The following is an 18,396-nucleotide window of genomic DNA, read 5'->3' on the forward strand; positions in this document are numbered from 1 at the left end:
GGTTAATTGACCCATTGTCAATAAGATAATAAAATTTCTCTGGAGAATTTTTATGATTTTTTATAATGTTCTATTTTTAAATTATGTAAAGATTGACGATTCATGAGTAGACAAACCAATATTAACACAAATTTTACAATTAAAGGTGGGTTTTGGTTGTATGGTTTGCATGCTGTACATGCTGCGTTGGTAAATCGTAAGCGCCAGAAAATGCGTTTAGTGGCTACATCTGATGCTTATACAAATTTGATAGAAAAATTAGGCATTCCTTTAAAAATTAGTCACGATATCGTTGATCGTCTTACATTGGATAAAATTTGTGGAAAAGATGCCGTGCATCAAGGTTTGGCATTGCACGTAATGCCTTTAGGCGGTGCAAGTATTGATGAGATGCTAGACCGTCCAGGCCCTATTTTAATGCTTGACCAAGTTACTGATCCTAGGAACATTGGGGCAATCTTGCGATCAGCAGTGGCTTTTGGTGCTGCAGGGGTTATTTTACAAGATCGCCATTCGCCAGATGAGAATGGAGTTATGGCTAAGGCAGCTTCTGGTGGATTAGATATCATACCGATTTTACGTGCAGTGAATTTATCAAGGGAATTGGGTAAATTAAAAGAGCAAGGGTTATGGATTGTTGGCTTGGACGCACATGGTAATTTACTCAACGGCGCGGATTATGTTAACCGTCGTATTGTTTTGGTGCTGGGCGCAGAAGGAGCTGGAATCAGGCAATTAACAAAAAAGAATTGTGATGAGATTGCTAGCTTACGTATGACAGGTGATATTGACAGTTTGAATGTTTCTGTAGCAGGTGCTATTGCTTTATACGAAATAACACGTAGTTTTTTTTAAATTACAAGCATATTTAAATACTAATTTAGAGGGTTTAATTGAGTGTTTTCCATTATTAAAAAATATTTCAAAAAGAAATATAACTCTAAGAAAATTAGTATTAAATCGACATCACAAGATTTATATCTACATCAAGTTGCCATTGAACAAAAAGAAGTTGAATATTGTGAATTATGCGATGGACAGTTAGTATGGCCAGGTGTGCAAAACTTATCTAATCAGCATTATTATCCTTTTTTTAATTGGAAAAGCGCTGCTAAACCGATTTATCGCTATCGATTAAAAAATATTGTTTTAGATTCATATTACAAAGTTTTTTTTAAAGATGGAAAAGCAATTATCGACAGCAGTCACTATATCAATGGTGATTTATTAAAGTCTCTATCCGTGCGTCCTGAGCACCTTATTTCTTACGAAGCGCAAGGAATTGTCTTTAGTTGCTTTGATCACTGGGAAGATAATTATTTTCATTGGTTAGCCCATGCAATACCCGCTTTTTATGCAGCAAAATTATCTGGCGTGCAGGGAAAGTATCTTATTCCTGCTGAATTGACAGTATGGCAGCGCCGTACGCTAGAATTATTGGGTATCGATTTTTCACAGTGCGTTGAAATAAAGAAAGACAAGCAATATGCTTTTAGTATATTGGATTATTATGAACTTGCGACTGGTGAGGCAGATTTTGTTAATTCAAAAATATCTGTCCAGGCATATGCTGCGATGGTGGAAAATGTTGCTATTCCAGTTACGTCTGAATTATGTCACGATAAAATATACATTAGCCGAGCAACCAAACAACACCGACATTTGCGTAACGAGTCAGAGTTGATAGCTGCGTTAAAACAGCGTGGTTATTTTATCTTGGATCCCGAGCAATATACCATTGATCAACAAATTATTATTTTTCAGCATGCAAAAATTGTTGTCGCTTTGTTGGGTGCAGGGTTATCGAATATTGCTTTTTGTAAGGAAAATACTTTAATTTACGAACTAATACCCAGTCATCATGATAATCCGTGTTTTTTAACGATGTCTTTACAAGGTAAACTGCGTTATTGGGCTGATCGGCTAGAAACTGGGGTGGATCATAATCGTCCAGATCATTTAAGTGATTGGGTTAATCCTGTGGACGTTAACTTTGTTATGATGCGGCTAGATGAGTTGGAAGCATTAGCCTAAATCAAAAATAGTAGCTTATATCTTTTGACACGATCCGTTTTTGGTTAATGTTTTTCATTAACCAAAAAATATTTATTCTAAATAATATAATCAATTGGTGGCAGGGATAAGTCCATTGAAATACCAGGCATATCGCGGTGCCTTACCCCAACTTGTCGGGCTGGATTACCAACTACTGTAGTATAAGGATGCACACGTTCCAAAACGATAGAACCCGCACCGACTTTGGCTCCTTCGCCTACTTCTACGTTTCCCAAGATTTTAGCCCCCGCACCGATTAAGACACCCCGACGAATTTTGGGATGGCGATCTTGTTCTACTTTTCCTGTACCCCCCAAGGTAACCCCTTGCAAAATTGAAACATCATCCTCAATAACGGCTGTTTCACCGATGACCACCGCAGTTGCATGATCAATCATGACCCGTTGCCCGAATTTGGCGGCTGGATGAACATCTACACCGAATACTTCTGAAATACGGCTTTGAAGATGTAATGCTAAGAAATCTCTTTTATGGTTCCAAAGCCAGTGGGAAATACGATGTGCCTGGATAGAGTGAAAACCTTTGAAAAATAAAAAAGGAGTAACCAAATTTGAACATGCCGCATCGCGCATCATTACAGCAATCAAATCAGCGGCAGCTGTGGAGATTAAAGATGGACTGGCACTATAAGCCTCTTGTACTAATTGTGTTAAGGCAGAGGATGAAATTGACATATCCCCTAATTTTCTTCCAATCATGCAAGCAAGTGCTGTTGCAAAATTTGGATGACTATGGATGCACGTATTAAAAAAACTGGCCAATAAGGGATCACAGCATGAATGGCTTTCATTAATTATTTGTTCCCATAAAGCATCTAAATTAATTTCGTGACTATCGGGGCCACTAGCTAAAATATTGTTAGGATCGTTCATGGCATTATTTTCAGGAACAATCGGATGAGGGGAACGTGATAAAGAATGATTCATGATGACCTCGGTAAATATGCAATAGTAAGAAAAAATTAAAGGATTTTTAGAAATTTTTTGAATGTATTTTTAAACTTATCGTTTTATTTAGTTATTTTATAGTGCAGAATAGTTTTTTTGAATAGTGACGCATCAATATTTTGTTATCTACTTTCAGAATTTTTTACAGAGTTCTAGTTAAAGTGATCTGACTTTGATGTTGTTTTTTTAGGTTGTCTATTTCATTACGGATTATTTTATAAAAAGTGAGGAGGGGGTAGGTTGCAATACATAAATTCTTTTCGGTTTACAAAATTCTTTTTTATAAGTTTTTTGGGATGTTTGTTACCTTATCATGGATATGCTGCGACCCAGGTGGTATCACCTGCCTTAGATACAGGTGATACAGCTTGGATGTTGATGAGTGCTGCTTTGGTTTTATTAATGACTGTTCCTGGTATTGCATTATTTTATGCAGGAATGGTACGGAAAAAAAATGTTTTGGCAACAATGATGCAGTCTTTTTCGATCTGTTGCTTGATGAGCGTTATGTGGATGGTGATTGGCTATAGTCTCGTTTTTACGACTGGATCCCCTTTTATTGGTGGGGTATCTAAAATTATGTTGAATGGAATTTTAGATAGTTACCATTATGGCATTGATAAAGGTTTTGTTTTGGGGGCAGATACTGCGTCCCCTGTGATAATGACTATTCCTCAGAGCGTATATGTCGTTTTTCAAATGACTTTTATCATTATCTCAGTAGCTATTTTAGCTGGTTCTGTAGCAGAGCGAATAAAATTTAGTGCATTATGTGTTTTTTGTATATTTTGGGGGCTACTCTCTTATGTTCCAATAGCACATTGGGTATGGACATCAACTGGATGGTTAGCAGAATTAGGAGCAATCGATTTTGCTGGCGGTACAGTTGTTCATATTAATGCAGGGGTTGCAGGATTAGTATGTGCTTTAGTTGTTGGTAAAAGAATAGGGTACGGAAAAAGAGATTTATCGCCTTTCAACGTAGGTTATGCAGTGATGGGGGCTTCACTATTGTGGTTCGGCTGGTTTGGATTTAATGCAGGTTCTGCACTGGGTGCAAATGGCCGTGCTGGAATGGCTATGTTGGTTACACAAATTGCTGCTGCATCTGGTGGAATTGGTTGGATGTCTATTGAGTGGTTGATGCGCAAGAAACCAACAGTACTGGGAACAGTTTCTGGTGCAGTGGCTGGATTGGTTGTCATTACACCCGCAGCTGGATTTGTTATGCCAGGGCCAGCATTGGTTATGGGATTTATCGGCGGTGTTTCTTGTTTTTGGAGTTGCTCTTATCTGAAAAGAAAGCTTGGGTATGATGATTCGTTGGATGCTTTTGGTGTACATGGTGTTGGTGGAATTATCGGAGCAATTTTAACTGGTGTGTTTGCTTTTGGTCCATTATCAGCAACAGAAACAGATCCCGCAGGAATTTCAGCCTCCTTTGGGTTAGTAGTTGCACAGATTGAAGCTGTCGTAGTAACCATTCTGTGGAGTGGTATAGTCTCTTTAGTTTTATTAAAAATAATCGATGCAACAATCGGATTACGTGTTGACCAAGATTCCGAACGTGAAGGTTTAGATATGGTCTTGCATAATGAGCAAATTAATACATAGTGGAGGTATTAAGTTCCAGCATTGTGCATATAATTTTTGAAAATGCTGGATATTTGCTTATTGAATGTTTTATTTAGGAGCAGTTTAAAATGAAATTTATGTTTTTCCGTTTACCCAAAATTGGGGCATATACAGCTATTACCGCACTAATGATTGGTAGTATGGTGGGGATAAATGCAGTATCTGCTGCACCTACTGCAACAGAAGGTAAAGCATGTTATGAACAATTTAGTGCAGCTAAAAAAGCAGGAAGTTTAAAAGAAAAGAACTTTAAAGAATATAAAACAGTGCATTGTGTTGATAAAGCTGCAGAGTCATCTCAGGCTACTACCTCAAAAGAGGTTGATAAAGGAAAAACGACTTCTGTAGAAAAATCTGCAACCGCTCCAGTTGTTTCTGGGGATATTGTATTTCCTGATAAAGTGGATACTAAATACGCACAGGAAAAAGATGGTACGGCACGGATGCACACATGTCGTGATCAGTACAAAGTAAATAAAGCAACCAATAAAAACGGTGGTTTAAAATGGATTCAAAAAGGGGGAGGGTATTACAGCGAATGTATGAAACATCTCAAGGGACAGGCTTCTAAATAATACAAGTTTAATTATTATTATAAAAAAAAGCCTATTTCTTTACAAGAAATAGGCTTTTTAAATTAAAAGTCGCTATTTATTTTTTTTAAGCTTCTTCAGGATATAGATCCTCTCTTCTAATAACCTGAATTTGACCCTTTTTAATGGTTTGAGGATCGACCACCATAATTAAATCGCATAGAGCAACCGTTGCAGGGCGGTGGGCCACGATAACTCGAGTAACATGCATATTTTTTAAGGTATCTGCTATGTGGGCTTCTGTTAATTCGTCTAAGTGGCTAGTTGCTTCATCTAAAAACAAGATCTCTGGTTGACGATATAAGGCACGTGCCAAAATAACCCTTTGTTTTTGACCACCGGAAAGTGAACTTCCCATATCTCCAACGAAGGTTTCAAATTTCATAGGCATAGCCATGATATCATCAAAAATAGCAGCTTTCTTGGCGCAGTCTATGATCAGTTCATGGTCTGGTTTATCATCAAATCCACAGATATTATCTGCAATAGAGCCTGAAAATAAGCCGTCATCTTGCAAAACCCCAGCAATATTTTGGCGATAAACATCTAATGATTGTTTGATAATATTACGACCGTTAAATAAGATTTCCCCTTCCTCTGGATGGGTTAACCCCATCATAGCTTTTAGCAAAGTTGATTTACCACAGCCCGAAGGTCCAACGATAGCTACACTTTTACCTTTAGGGATTTGAATATTAACATTTTGAAATACCCAATCCTCAGCCTGCGCATATCGGAATCCAAGATTAACACATTCTAGTTGCTCACAAGATCTTTTTTTGTCCAGATTTTCGAGCGTTGGAGCCACCGCATTTTCATTGGTTAATGAGGCCTCAGTAGCATCTTTTTCAACAGGAGTTAAGACGATATCAGAGATACGATCACTTTGGATAGACAGCATTCTAAGTTTAAAAGCGGCACTGATTAAACTGCCAATACGGCTTGTAAATTGATCCTTGTAGGATAAAAAGGCAACTAACATCCCAACGGACATTTTATTGTCCATAACGAAATAAGCCCCTACAACCATTAAAATCAAACGATCTGCTGCAAAGATTGTTTCGTTAATACGTCCAAAAATTAAGTCATAGCGTTGGGTTTTTAAACCGACATTAATACTATCTACTAAAAGATTTAGCCATCTTGCACGGCGACGTTCGCGTAATCCCAATAATTTAATACTGGCCATTCCACGTAGGGTTTCAATGAAATGAGAGTCTTTTTTAGCACTATATACAATGCCCTCTTCAGATGCTCTTTTATAAGGATTATAAGCAATAAATCGAGCAATCGCATCCAAAATAACAGCAGTTAGGGTAACAAGCGCTAACCACTGACCATATAGAATCAGCATGATAAACATACCAATCGCCATAATCCCATCCATGACTGCCTGAACCATGTCGGTTGTGATGGTTTTTTGGATAACACCCAATGAACCAAAACGAGATAATACGTCCCCAACATGGCGTTTTAAAAAGTAGTCCAGAGGAAGGCGACTAAGATGCTCGAATAGGCCCGCATTCCATTGCACGCTTAGGCGCGTGCTAAAGAGCATAACCATCCAAGTTCTAGCTGTTGCGATAACCATTTGCAAGAGGATAAGTAATCCAACCCCAATAGCAATCGTCGTTAGAAGATTTTTATCTAAAGTAACAATGACTTCATCAATAATTACCTGCGAGGCCATTGGCATAATAATCGAGATTACTTCTAAGCCTAAGGATGCAAAAAAGAGTAAAACAAGGGTACTTTTTAATCCATCTGTTCTTCTAAATAAATCTCTAAGTTTAAGATTATTTCGATCATCCTTGCGTACAAAGTTTTCATTAGGCGCTAATTCAAGAGCAACGCCTGTGAATTCTTTACTAACTTCTTCCCATAGGATTTTTCGTTGCCCATGGGCTGGATCGTTGATGATAATGCCATTTGTTTTAACGCTGACTAGTACAACAAAATGGTTCAAACTCCAATGTAAGATACAAGGTAGCTTAAGTTTACTAAGCTCTTCCATATCCAAGCGTAAGGGGCGCGTTGAGAGATTATTACGATGCGCAACATCGATAATGTTTTGTAAGGTAATTCCTTTAATCGAAATAGATTCTCTGCGTCTGAATGTCGCAAGATCAATGTAATTTTTGTAATATCCCATCACCATTGCAAGACAGGCTAGACCACATTCTGCAGCTTCTACTTGTAAGATAACAGGAACTGTTTGGCGAAAGCCAAATTTTAAATTTTTAAGGGCTTCTATCATGGTGTTGGCTTAACTAATCTTGTTTTAATAGTATCTTTGACTTTGATAAATGGATTTAACATCCACTGATACAAACGACGATAATCAATTGCGATATCTGCTTCGACTCTCATTCCTGCTTGTAGGTGATATATTTGGTCTTTATATCCTGTAATATATTGTTGATCGGGTTTTACCCTGACACGATATAAAGTGTGATCACCAGCTGTATTAGGATTGGCAAATTCATTTTTCAGACGGTCACTATCTTCTTTACCCATTGTTTCCGAAGTAACTGGAGTATAGGTAATTTCTGTAACAACGCCTTTATATAGGCCGAATTTTTGATAAGGAAAAGCTGCATAACTTAAAACGACCGTATCGTTCTTTTTCAATAAACCAACAGCAGAGCTGGGAACATAAAGTTCTGCATCTAAACGATGACCTTTAGGTAAGATACTGAGTAAAGCAGAGTTATTATTAACTAATTGTCCAACATAACCACGTAAAGCAGTGACTGTTCCACTCGTTGGTGCAGTAATAACAATAGTTTGGTCTTTTTCACCTTGAATGATTTGCTGTTCGGTTTGGTTGATTTTTTGTTCAATATCATACAAATCACGTTGTAGGGTACTATCGAATAGACGAAGTTTTGAAGAATTTTCTAAAATTTGTCCTTCGATTGAGGTTTGGCTTTGTAGAAACTGTGAGTGGGAACTCAAGATTTGAGCGTAGGTATAGAGTTGATTTTGATATTCTAAATTTGTTGCTAAGGCTAATTTCTTGGCTTTTTCAATCAGCATTAAAGATGCTAAAATTTTAGGGATAATTTCATTATCTTTTTCAATTTGAGCGCTGACTTTTTGATGTTGTCTATAGAGGTTAGCCAGTGTGCTTTTAATATTTTCTTTTTCAATTGGAGCATTATTTTTTTTAAGATTATATTGCTCAATTAAAATAACTTTTTGCTTTTTTAATATAGTATTTATTTGTTCTTGAGTCGGACCACTAATAGAGTCATTTTCTAAGCTGATAACAAAAAGTTTTTGCCCCTTTTCGACATTTTGCCCTTCGGAGACAAGTTTTTCTGTAACAATTCCATTTACACGAGATCCGACAGTTACTAGTCCTGAAACAGGCATCATGCTGCCAACCGCATGAATTCTACGTGTATAACCACCATAATATACATAAAAAATAACAGCTATTGTAAATACAATGGAAATAATGGAAATAATTTTAATTGGGATTGGTTGAATGTCTTGTACTCGACCAAGCCATGTATCGCGTTTGGCTTCCAATACTTCTGGTCTAAAAAGTGAGCTCATTAATGTACTTAATTTGATGTTAGGTGTGAAGATAGGGATAAATATTTATAAAGTTTTTTAATATTTATTATACGTTGGAGGAGAAGGCAGGCTCAATAGTCACCTGACTTTAAGAAATTAAGTCAGGTTCTGTAAAGTCAGGTGATATTATTTATCAATGTATTAAGCAAAAATGCCTTTAAAGCCACTTACTAAGTCATTGAAAACGTTAGTTGCGCCAACACCAATATTGTTGATTGCACTATTAACATTATTGAAAATGTCACCGATAGAACCGCCAGAAGTAGCAGCATCTACAATAGAACCAATTCCTGAACCTAGTTGTCCCATAGAGGTGCTAAGAGAGGTTGTAGAACCAAAGATTTTGAATAAGCTATCAATGGTGCTACCAATTGCTTGGCCCATAGATAGACCAATACTAGCAGCTGTTCCACCAGCAACAAATTGAACTTCCATTACAGAAATTTCACGCATATTTTTTCTCCTAAAGAGCTAATTTTGTTCGTAGTATTATTCATCTTTTTTAAGAATGAATAATATGTTTGATTATCATAATAAGTTCGAAATATCAATAAAATATTTTGTAGGCTTAAATAAATGATATGGAGATTTTAGATAATTTTATTAGTTAAATTATGTGTAAAATAATATATTAGTTGGCTAACTGTTATAAAAAATGGCGATGTAATATTATATTACATCGCCACATCTTAATAATCAGATAGATCTATCTGAAAAGAATAAGATTATTATGCTGCTGGTGTAGTAGGGATTAAGCTTCCGATGCCAGAGATAATTTCTTTACCAGTATTGTAAATACCGGTACCAATGTCGCTTACAGCACCTGTTAAGGTATTAAGAGCATTAGAAATTGAAAGAAGTTGGAAAGGAGCATCAAAAAGTGCACCAACACCTTGGCCGATTTGTCCCAATGAAGAGCTTAGAGCGGTTGTGCCGCCGAATGCTTTGTCAATAAGACCGCCAATACCAGAACCAATAGATTGTCCAAGACTACTAAAAGTAAAGCCAAATAGACCACCAGCAACAAATTGGATTTCGTTTGTAGAAATTTCACGCATTTTTATTCTCCAAAAAATAATATATACAATCTAGATTGTATACAAAATATAATATAATCGTAACGTTTTTGCAATGATTATATTAAATGAAATTAGGAAACTTTACTTCCAAATAAACTTGAAATACCATTTTGAAGGTTGGTTACTGCGTTGTTTAAGTATTCGACACTATGGTTGTCAGTTTTGCTGCCAAAGAAAGCTTCGTTTAAAGAATCTGCGAAGTAGCCTAAACCTGCACCAATTTGTCCAAAGGATGTGCTAAGTGCGGTTGAAATACCAACAATTTTAAGAACACTATCAATAGCGCCACCAATTTTTGATCCAATGCTTTGTCCGACATTAGCAAACAAACCACCAGCGACAAATTGAATTTCCATTGCAGAAATTGTACGCATTTTATTCTCCTAAATATATGAAAAAACAGCATGAAATTGCGTTAAGTAATTCATGCTGTTTAAAGGATTTTACAAAGTATTAACCAAAAATACTTTGGAAACCACTTTTAAAACCATTTATAGCACCGATGCCACCGTCAACAATATTACCTGCAGCAGTGAATACTGAGCCCATAGCTGTGCTATTGCCAGTTGATGAACCAGAGCTACTGAAAATTACATCAACCAATGTACCCAAACCAGAACCCAATTGACCTAAAGAGGTGCTTAGGGCAGTGGTGGTATTGCCAAAAAGTTTAAAGAAACTGTCTGCAACACTACCGATAGTTGAACCGATTGTAGATGCAGTTCCAGCAAAACTAAAACCACCAGCAACGAATTGGATTTCGACTGTAGAAATTTCACGCATTTATTTTCTCCAATATTTTATTAGTCCATTCAATCATGAACTATTATTTCATTATCATAACGATACAAATAAAACAATAAAGATTTAATTTTTATTTTAATTTAATGTCATCTTTATTTAGATTTATCTTATCTTTATTTATATATAGAGTATTATCAAAATTTCTTAGCTATATCTAGCTAGCAGTTTGTGGAGTGAAAATGCTGCTAATACCCATATCAATAGCAGGTAAAATATTTGTTATACCAGTGTTAGTTAACTGTACAGCCACATTTAATGTATTTTGGGCTGCTGTTAAACCTGAAAATAAAGAAATAGGTGCATCCAGAAAAGAGCCTAGACCTGCACCTAAATAGCCAGAAATTGGGCTGATTAGGGCACTACTTCCCCCCAATAAATTGATTGCACTATCTGCAAGTGATCCAATGAAGCTTCCAACTTGTAAGCCGATATTACCAAAGAATCCTAAGCCAGTAACTCCACCAGCAATGTTTTGTAATTCAACGATTGAAATTTCACGCATTTTTTTTTTGTCCTTGTGAATATATTTTCGATAGAAATTATTCCAGTATCATAATAAAATAAGATTGGCAATATGTCGTTATTTTTTTACTGTTATTATTTATCCTATTTTGTGAATAATTTTGTAAATTTTCTCTGAATCTTTGTTGAATTAGAGGATAAAGTTAATTTTATCCTCTTCTCATTACAAGCTTTATAACTTAATAGATGCAACCCATATGTTTTATAATATAGTTAAATTTTCACTACAAATTGTAAAATTATAACACAGTTTTGTTATTGTGTTTCATATGACTATGTAACAATGTGATATGATATGAGTTAGACTTATTTAATATTCATTTTACCGACAATATTATAGCTGCCTATTACTAAACTTTGGATTACAAGATCAGGTGTTGATGCGCTATCTCCTTCCATTTTAGATTCTTGGTATTTTGAATTTATGGTCGGTAGGACAATAGGTTTTACAAAATTAGGATTATCACTTTTAGGCCAAAGTAAAACGGATCCATCGTCTTTAATTTGAATAATTTTCAAAGTTGCTTCATAGCAATCAGTCAAAGCATCACGTCTAATTGTTATAACACAATCTCCATCTTCAGGATTCCGACCAATTTCTGAAAAGTTTACTGCAATAATTACGGTTCCTTCTGGGTAAAGAAGGTTCATAGAGTCTCCTTTAACTGTAAGAGCAAAAGTCGTAAATTTTTGATATCGATGATCAATGGGAACGGTAAGAGGAATCCAGTCACTTTGAGGCCATTCAATAGCAGAATTCCACTGCCCAGCTTGCACTTCTCCTCGTATATAAATTGTTGTTATCGGGATAGGTAAGAGATGATCTTTTGTCGTTTGAATTTTTTTTTGGGGACTTTTTTCTAAGGCATCAAGAAAAAAATTGACATCAATATTTAACGAATTCGCTAGTTTCAAAAGTTTATCAGTTTTCGGCATATTATTATATCGACGTAAATTTCGAATAAAATCTTCTCCTACGCCTGCGTCGATTGAGGCTTTTCTAGCGCTTATTTTTTTTTCTTTTAGAATTTTGTCTATTTGATTTAATAAAATCTTGTTGGTCATATGTGCAATGCTTACTGAGTATAAAAAATAGAACAATAAGGATTTTACACCTTATTTTGATATTGACAATAAGGCGGAATCGCCGTAAATTTTATTTCTGTAACGGTAGCGGTTTATAAGGAAAAAGTTCGATAAGTTTAGTTGTATAGAGGTTGCTGTCATTAATATTGTGTTTCAGTGTTGTGATTTGCATGTCATTAATTATCCGGTGAAGTGAAGTGAAGTGAAGTGAGGTGAGTTGTTATTGAATATTATGTAATAAATTTTTCTTTCTGATGAATAACGAGCTTTTGTAAATATTAGAAGTTGGTAATGTTATTGTACATTGGTGATATTATTTATACATTCAAGCATTATATTTATAAAAAAAAAAAATTTTTTTTATAAATCACAATTTTACATAAAGTAAAAAGTTATAAATCTGAAATTATCTATTGCCAAACTTGATCTTTTTTTGGAAACGAAAATGATATTATATAGGTGTATTCTCATATTTTTTCTTTGTTTAATAAGGAAAGAAGGGAGGAATATGAATTTTAGTTCAGTGCCTTATTGTTTATGTAACAATTCATGTTTTTAGCTTTTCTTGAAAAGTAAAATATCGTGTTGATATTTAAATGAAGAGAGCAGAATAGCTAAGGAATGTATAATAGTCATCCAATTAATGTTTCAATAACACTGACGATATTGTTCTGTTATCGTATTATTTAAGTTATTAGTTGAATATATTTTATCAAGAAAAGGAACATCAAATATGTTTTTGTAATATTTATAATGCATGTTTTAAGGATAAACTATTCTATATTTTAAGAAGCTAATAAGTGTTCATTCGCAATATATAATATTAATGAAAATAATTAATAAATAAGGTCTTGTATCTCTCACAAAAGGTAAGGCAATGAACAAAATTGATGGTAGATTAAATAGAAGAAAGTTTCATTGGAATATTTTCTTAAAGAAAAATCGTTAGGTAAGTTACTATTTTATGCAATAAGAGCCATGGAGAGTTCAAGTCTTGTTAAGGTTAAGAAATAATTGTGCCACGTATATGGCAACGATTTTTAAAGGGAATTTATCTTTAATTATCAAAGATTTTCTAAATTTTATATTACAAAAATTTAGCCCATATGACACGTATCTAAGAGTTGCTAGAAAGGTTTTATATTATTATTTATTACAAAATGAAATGTTGGTACATTTCTTTGAAGACGGTGGAATTTTTACAAAAAAAAAGGACGATAATCACATAAAATATACACTCATTTTACGTGGTCATCGACAAAAAAAAAGAGAAGAACAGAATATAATAGAGATTTTATTTTTATATGTTTTTTTTTGTAAAAAAAACTGCACACAAAGTTTAAACATATATATCGATGCAGGTATGAAAGTTGAAGAGATCAATAGTTCCAACATAAAGTTAAACGACTTTTCTAGAACGTGGTTTATTTTACAGTTAATTTTGAGTGATTACCATTTCAATTGCATTGAAAAATATTGTTTTGATAAAGGAAAAGCTGCAATTGATCGCTATAGTAGTAAGGGCCTTTCATCTATAAAAGAAGTCTCAAAGGTAGATTGGTATTCGATTTTTAAAAATAGAAGTTTTTCTCTAAATAGTAAAAAAGCTGCGAGGGTTGGTAGTTTTATAAAATATTTGAATTTTAAGCTAAATTTATTTGGAATATTTAGAAATAGTTACAATATCGTATGGGGTTGGGAATAATGGTTAAACAGATTATAACAATGCAAAATTATCTTTCTGACATTATGTTACCATCATTACCAGAATGGATACAGGATCATGAAGAAGTATATTTTTATCGAAAAGAAGGTATTACCGATTTAGCTATACCTTGCGATTTCATACGTGTCGCTAAAGATAGGTATGAAGATGCTTGTTCTTTATTAAAAGAACTAAAAAATATATATCATATCAAGGTTGATTATCAGACTGTCTTTGAAACGTTTAAAGCGGTTAATATGTTAGTTGCTAACCCGTTATCTGAACCAGTGTTTGAATTTAAAGTTAAGGCTTTATATAGTGTTTTTAAAAACGTTCCTGCAATTATCTTTAACGAAAAAACTTGTCGAAGACTTGCGGTGGTAACGCCAGTATTTCCGTCCGCTTATGAGATAGATAAGGTGTTAATGGAACAAAAGCAACTATTAGAAAAAAAAATTGCTTTTTTAGAAAGTGTCGTAGAACGGAGAAAAGGTAAGATCGATAATGAGGCTTTTGATGATTCAGATGAACAACAAAAAGAAGAAAATATACAATTTTTAATTAAGTTGAACCAACTTAAGGCTAAATTTGCGCCAATAGATCAATTGTCTGAACGTATTCGTATTCTTGTAGAGTCTTACATTCCTGAAAATGCAGTGAATATGGATGGATTTAAACTTATCGAAAAATTAGAAGAATGTAAAGAAAAAGTAATGAATGAAGATATTAGAAATATATTACAAGATAAGATTAATATTATTCGTTCAACACAAACACAAATCGAGGATTTAAGACGTCTTGGTATGGTTTCTGGTCCTATTCGTCGTGAGGCATAAAGTATTAAGTTAATGATAATTATAACTTTTTACTTTAAGCAGAAATTTAGACAAGAAGTAAATAATCTAAAAATTAAAAAGAGCTATAATTCATACCACTAAAAATAATGAATATGGATATTAAAAGATGACACAGTTTATAAAGAAAAAACAATCCCCAAAATTATTACCCTCGGTTGTTCAAGAGCATGAGTTAACCCTTCCATATTTACGGGGCGAATATGCTTTAGAGATTGGTGAAGAACCAAACAGTGCTAAACGTAAAGTTACTCGTTTGCGTCGTAAATGTGTATATGACGAAATGATGAATAGGGGTTCAATTTCTGAAGAGCAAAGAAATTGTGCAGAACGCTATGCAATTTTATGTGAAAAAGCATTAGGAAGTACAGGTGATTTATATGCTCGGATTAATTTGCTAAAAGAAGGGAGAGGAAATTGGGAACCATCTTCTTCACAACATGAAGCGTATGATAAGTTGTTTAGGATATGGAAAAGTATGGGGCGGTATCATCGCGAAATTATAGATATGATCGTTTTAGGAAATATAGGAACTAAAGAAATTTCAAAACTAGTGAAGCTGAATCTGCATTATACTATGGGGCAAGTTCTTTCTGCTTTTATCTTATTAGAAGAAGCTTTAAAAGAAAATTATTCGTTGTAGCTTAATATCTTTATTTGCCAGTTATATTATAGTAAATTTAAAGCTTTTGTTGGAAATAGGATCTAATTATATGGCGAATTATATGGCGAAGAAAGTAACACTGATTGCCTTTTTGGGAGTCTTAATTAATGGTGCTGTTCAGGCTAAGAGTTTGTATGTGGGTCAGGAAGGACAAAAACCAATAGAAGTGGCAATAAATTTTTTACGAGATGTGTTGCCTAGTGGTGACGAAGAAGGGTATTTGATATCTTCCTTGGAGTATAAACGGATTTTCTGTAAAAAACTGGAAATATGTCCGTTGCAAGGACAAGTGATATTTACTCTTGATGGGTTGAATGATGACAGTATTGTGAAAAAACGATACATTTTGTTATTAGAGCAAGATGTTAATCAACGTTGGAGTGTTATCAAAAAAGATGTTGATCAAGCATGTAGAAAAGGTCGAGGACATTTAAATTTTTCAAAAAAACCCTGTCAATAAAGAATATTTATATAGACTGGTTTATTTTAATAAAATAGCCAGTTTATTTATGTTCACTTTTTTAGTTGCAATCTTGAACAAATAATGGTATATTATTTATATAATAGATTAATTGCGTTCAATTTATAAAAATAAATAATTTTTATATTGAAATGTTTTATCGAAACGATTAAATTAAAATTGGGAAGCAGAAAAGGTTTTGTACTCTCTATAATTTTCCCGGTTATTAAAGATCGTTTAGTAACACTTTAGAGAGTAAGCGCTTTTTTCCTTTTCTTCTTCCTTTTCAATTTATTCGTCAGATTTAGGATTGATTTTTGATTTTTCAAGAATTTCTTCTTTGACTTTGTTTAGTTCAGTTATAAAATTTTGATTTGTGTGCAGTTTTGCAACAATTGATGCACCGATAATACGACCTGCGTCAACATCGCTTTGCCAGTGTACCCCACAAATAACGCGGCTTTGTCCGAAATCATATCCCTTTTTTAATAAGCTATTTTGCCTTTGTGGGAATATCTCTGACAGAATAAGTGCTGTTGACCAGCCAAATGCGGAATGACCAGAGGGATATGAACCGTCTTTTTTCAAAATATGTTCATCTTGCGGGGTGCAGCTGTGCTGATGAAAAAATATGAATGGTCTAACACGTTTATAATATTTTTTCGTAGGTTGGGTGCCCAAATAAGCGCTATCAATTAATAGTTTTTTTAGAAGGTGGTAAGTAATAGGTGTATTTGTTTTAGATATTTCAATTCCTAACGCTTGTGAAAATGGTTTTCCAATATTATTGTCAGTTAGGTCGGCATCATTTGCAGCTTCGTCCCATCTAGGTGTATTTTGTAGTGCATATCCTTCTTTATAAGCTGCTTTGTCAGCTAAAAATGCAATACTATTATACGCAGGTGGCGGTGGTAAAATTATAATTCCATTTGCTATTTCATCTTTTGTTAAGAAAGAAGCTCGATATTCTGAGTTCTTTGTCTGATAAGTTGAGGTTGGTTGTGTTGTTCTCTCATTTGCTATTGTATTAGAATATAGGAGTAAATTATTAAATATAAGTAAGTATAACGTTGTTTTTAAAGGCATTAGAATCCCAGTCTATCGGTAATTTTTTTTGAATCGAATAGCTTCAATATCAATAATAGTGTATTTACTATGTTTGTTATAATTAGTCCTGTAGTAATATATTTCGCACTAGGTATTGTATATTAGTATTTTATTTTTAATTTGTAATTTTTATGAATTTTTAATTAGAAAAATTAGTAACTATTAGAAAGGAAACATGGTGCGTACTTTTAAAATTTTTTAAAAAATAATTGTTGTTTTTAGTATGGTAATAATATTGATTGAAAAAGAATGACTGAAATTTCACAAATACATGTAGGAATTCTACGGTATCCTGGGGCCCAAGAGGCTGCAATTTTGGGATTAGTAGATCTTTTTATTGTAGCAAATCAGCTAGTTAAATACGAAAATAGTCAATCAATGGTTGATTTAAAAGTAAGTATTATACAATTAGAAGATAAAATAGATTATACAAATATTGCTTTTCTAAAAACAAAGGCTTCTTATAAAGAGTTCTCGGCATTGATTTTGCCGCCTTGTTTAAAAGGTATTCCTGATATTGATAGTAATTTACCTTATATTCGTTTTTTAAAATCACATCATGAAAAGGGCACTATTCTAGCTTCTGTTTGTGCAGGGGCTTTTTTATTAGCTGGAACAGGGCTATTATCAAATCGTTATGCAACAACTCATTGGAGTTATAATGATCAGTTTCAAGTTCGTTTTCCCAAAATAATTGTCGATACAGATCAGTTACTGATTGATGATGGGGATATTATTACAGCTGGTGGAGCGATGTCATGGGGGGATTTAGGCCTTCGATTAATTGAAAGGTTTTTTGGGCCAATCGTTAAAATAGCGGTTGCTAAAATGTTTGTTATGCAACCATCAGGACGAGAGCAATGTCATTATCGAATTTTCTCACCTTGTTTGGAGCATGGAGACTCCGCAATTTTGAAAGCACAAAATTATATTTCAAAATCGAAAGGTGCTGATCTTACCTTAGTTGTTCTATCAAAAGTTACGCAATTGGAAATACGTACTATGCAGCGTCGTTTTGTTAAAGCAACAGGAATGAATATCACAGAATATATTCAACGACATCGAGTGCATAAAGCTCAGGAATTTTTGCAGTTTTCTGATTTATGTATCGAACATATTGCGAAAAAAGTTGGTTATAAAGATTATAATGCATTTTGCAAGATATTTATTAAGATCGTTGGTATTACGCCAAATGTTTATCGTAATAACTTTTCGATATTATAAGAATCAGTTTTGCATAACTAATAGTCTATATATTCACAGTTATATGTAGTGTACA

19 protein-coding genes are annotated in these 18,396 nt (G+C 34.0%); 9 read left to right on the forward strand and 10 right to left on the reverse strand.

Annotation, left to right across the window (positions count from 1 at the left end; all coding sequences use genetic code 11):
* Nucleotides 1-102 precede the first annotated feature (102 nt).
* Together rlmB and QJV27_RS09780 are read left to right on the forward strand one after the other, a co-directional pair.
* On the forward strand, nucleotides 103-855 hold the full coding sequence (rlmB, locus tag QJV27_RS09775) for a 23S rRNA (guanosine(2251)-2'-O)-methyltransferase RlmB (protein WP_281448739.1): 753 nt from the start codon (nucleotides 103-105) through the stop codon (nucleotides 853-855).
* A 42-nt stretch (nucleotides 856-897) separates the two neighbouring features.
* Nucleotides 898-2,034 carry a glycosyltransferase family 61 protein gene (locus QJV27_RS09780; protein ID WP_281448740.1) on the forward strand — a complete coding sequence of 379 codons (1,137 nt, stop codon included), beginning with the start codon at nucleotides 898-900 and terminating at the stop codon, nucleotides 2,032-2,034.
* Between the two features lie 77 nt (nucleotides 2,035-2,111).
* Here QJV27_RS09780 and cysE read toward each other — a convergent pair whose 3' ends face one another.
* Nucleotides 2,112-2,948, reverse strand: a complete 837-nt coding sequence (gene cysE / locus QJV27_RS09785; protein ID WP_281449008.1) for a serine O-acetyltransferase — start codon at nucleotides 2,946-2,948, stop codon at nucleotides 2,112-2,114.
* Between the two features lie 357 nt (nucleotides 2,949-3,305).
* Here cysE and QJV27_RS09790 point away from each other — a divergent pair, with 357 nt between their 5' ends.
* Nucleotides 3,306-4,637, forward strand: a complete 1,332-nt coding sequence (locus QJV27_RS09790; RefSeq protein WP_281449009.1) for an ammonium transporter — start codon at nucleotides 3,306-3,308, stop codon at nucleotides 4,635-4,637.
* A gap of 89 nt (nucleotides 4,638-4,726) precedes the next feature.
* Nucleotides 4,727-5,233, forward strand: coding sequence for a hypothetical protein (locus tag QJV27_RS09795; RefSeq protein ID WP_281448741.1), 507 nt, complete (start codon nucleotides 4,727-4,729; stop codon nucleotides 5,231-5,233).
* 85 nt (nucleotides 5,234-5,318) lie between these two features.
* Here QJV27_RS09795 and QJV27_RS09800 read toward each other — a convergent pair whose 3' ends face one another.
* The 8 genes from QJV27_RS09800 to QJV27_RS09835 form a co-directional block, all read right to left on the reverse strand.
* Nucleotides 5,319-7,508 (reverse strand): peptidase domain-containing ABC transporter, encoded by a 2,190-nt coding sequence (locus QJV27_RS09800; RefSeq protein WP_281448742.1) that lies wholly within the window; start codon nucleotides 7,506-7,508, stop codon nucleotides 5,319-5,321.
* Nucleotides 7,505-8,815: an HlyD family secretion protein gene (locus QJV27_RS09805; RefSeq protein WP_281448743.1), complete on the reverse strand. Its 1,311-nt coding sequence runs from the start codon at nucleotides 8,813-8,815 to the stop codon at nucleotides 7,505-7,507. The genes QJV27_RS09800 and QJV27_RS09805 overlap by 4 nt, the downstream gene beginning before the upstream one ends.
* Before the next feature lie 162 nt (nucleotides 8,816-8,977).
* Entirely contained in the window at nucleotides 8,978-9,289 is a 312-nt protein-coding gene (locus QJV27_RS09810; RefSeq protein ID WP_281448744.1) for a hypothetical protein, read from the reverse strand.
* A gap of 275 nt (nucleotides 9,290-9,564) precedes the next feature.
* Nucleotides 9,565-9,894 (reverse strand): hypothetical protein, encoded by a 330-nt coding sequence (locus tag QJV27_RS09815; RefSeq protein ID WP_281448745.1) that lies wholly within the window; start codon nucleotides 9,892-9,894, stop codon nucleotides 9,565-9,567.
* Between the two features lie 92 nt (nucleotides 9,895-9,986).
* Nucleotides 9,987-10,289, reverse strand: coding sequence for a hypothetical protein (locus QJV27_RS09820; protein ID WP_281448746.1), 303 nt, complete (start codon nucleotides 10,287-10,289; stop codon nucleotides 9,987-9,989).
* A gap of 79 nt (nucleotides 10,290-10,368) precedes the next feature.
* A complete protein-coding gene (locus tag QJV27_RS09825; RefSeq protein ID WP_281448747.1) occupies nucleotides 10,369-10,698 on the reverse strand; it encodes a hypothetical protein in 330 nt (109 codons plus the stop codon).
* 175 nt (nucleotides 10,699-10,873) lie between these two features.
* A complete protein-coding gene (locus QJV27_RS09830; protein WP_281448748.1) occupies nucleotides 10,874-11,221 on the reverse strand; it encodes a hypothetical protein in 348 nt (115 codons plus the stop codon).
* A gap of 326 nt (nucleotides 11,222-11,547) precedes the next feature.
* Entirely contained in the window at nucleotides 11,548-12,306 is a 759-nt protein-coding gene (locus QJV27_RS09835) for a LexA family protein (protein WP_281448749.1), read from the reverse strand.
* A 1,048-nt stretch (nucleotides 12,307-13,354) separates the two neighbouring features.
* On the opposite strand from QJV27_RS09835, the gene QJV27_RS09840 reads away from it, so the two are divergent.
* From QJV27_RS09840 to QJV27_RS09855, 4 genes are all read left to right on the forward strand, one after another.
* The gene (locus QJV27_RS09840) at nucleotides 13,355-14,032 is read left to right on the forward strand and encodes a hypothetical protein (RefSeq protein WP_281448750.1); all 678 of its coding nucleotides are present in this window, start codon (nucleotides 13,355-13,357) and stop codon (nucleotides 14,030-14,032) included.
* On the forward strand, nucleotides 14,032-14,868 hold the full coding sequence (locus QJV27_RS09845) for a hypothetical protein (RefSeq protein WP_281448751.1): 837 nt from the start codon (nucleotides 14,032-14,034) through the stop codon (nucleotides 14,866-14,868). The genes QJV27_RS09840 and QJV27_RS09845 overlap by 1 nt, the downstream gene beginning before the upstream one ends.
* 127 nt (nucleotides 14,869-14,995) lie before the next feature.
* Nucleotides 14,996-15,529 carry a hypothetical protein gene (locus QJV27_RS09850; protein ID WP_281448752.1) on the forward strand — a complete coding sequence of 178 codons (534 nt, stop codon included), beginning with the start codon at nucleotides 14,996-14,998 and terminating at the stop codon, nucleotides 15,527-15,529.
* A gap of 82 nt (nucleotides 15,530-15,611) precedes the next feature.
* Nucleotides 15,612-16,010, forward strand: a complete 399-nt coding sequence (locus tag QJV27_RS09855; RefSeq protein WP_281448753.1) for a hypothetical protein — start codon at nucleotides 15,612-15,614, stop codon at nucleotides 16,008-16,010.
* A gap of 291 nt (nucleotides 16,011-16,301) precedes the next feature.
* Here QJV27_RS09855 and QJV27_RS09860 read toward each other — a convergent pair whose 3' ends face one another.
* The gene (locus tag QJV27_RS09860) at nucleotides 16,302-17,096 is read right to left on the reverse strand and encodes an acid phosphatase (protein ID WP_281448754.1); all 795 of its coding nucleotides are present in this window, start codon (nucleotides 17,094-17,096) and stop codon (nucleotides 16,302-16,304) included.
* A 270-nt stretch (nucleotides 17,097-17,366) separates the two neighbouring features.
* Between QJV27_RS09860 and QJV27_RS09865 the strand changes: the two genes are divergently transcribed.
* A complete protein-coding gene (locus tag QJV27_RS09865; protein WP_281448755.1) occupies nucleotides 17,367-18,341 on the forward strand; it encodes a GlxA family transcriptional regulator in 975 nt (324 codons plus the stop codon).
* Nucleotides 18,342-18,396 lie beyond the last annotated feature (55 nt).

The organism is Commensalibacter oyaizuii (assembly GCF_029953265.1).
GTDB classification, from domain to species: Bacteria; Pseudomonadota; Alphaproteobacteria; order Acetobacterales; family Acetobacteraceae; genus Commensalibacter; species Commensalibacter oyaizuii.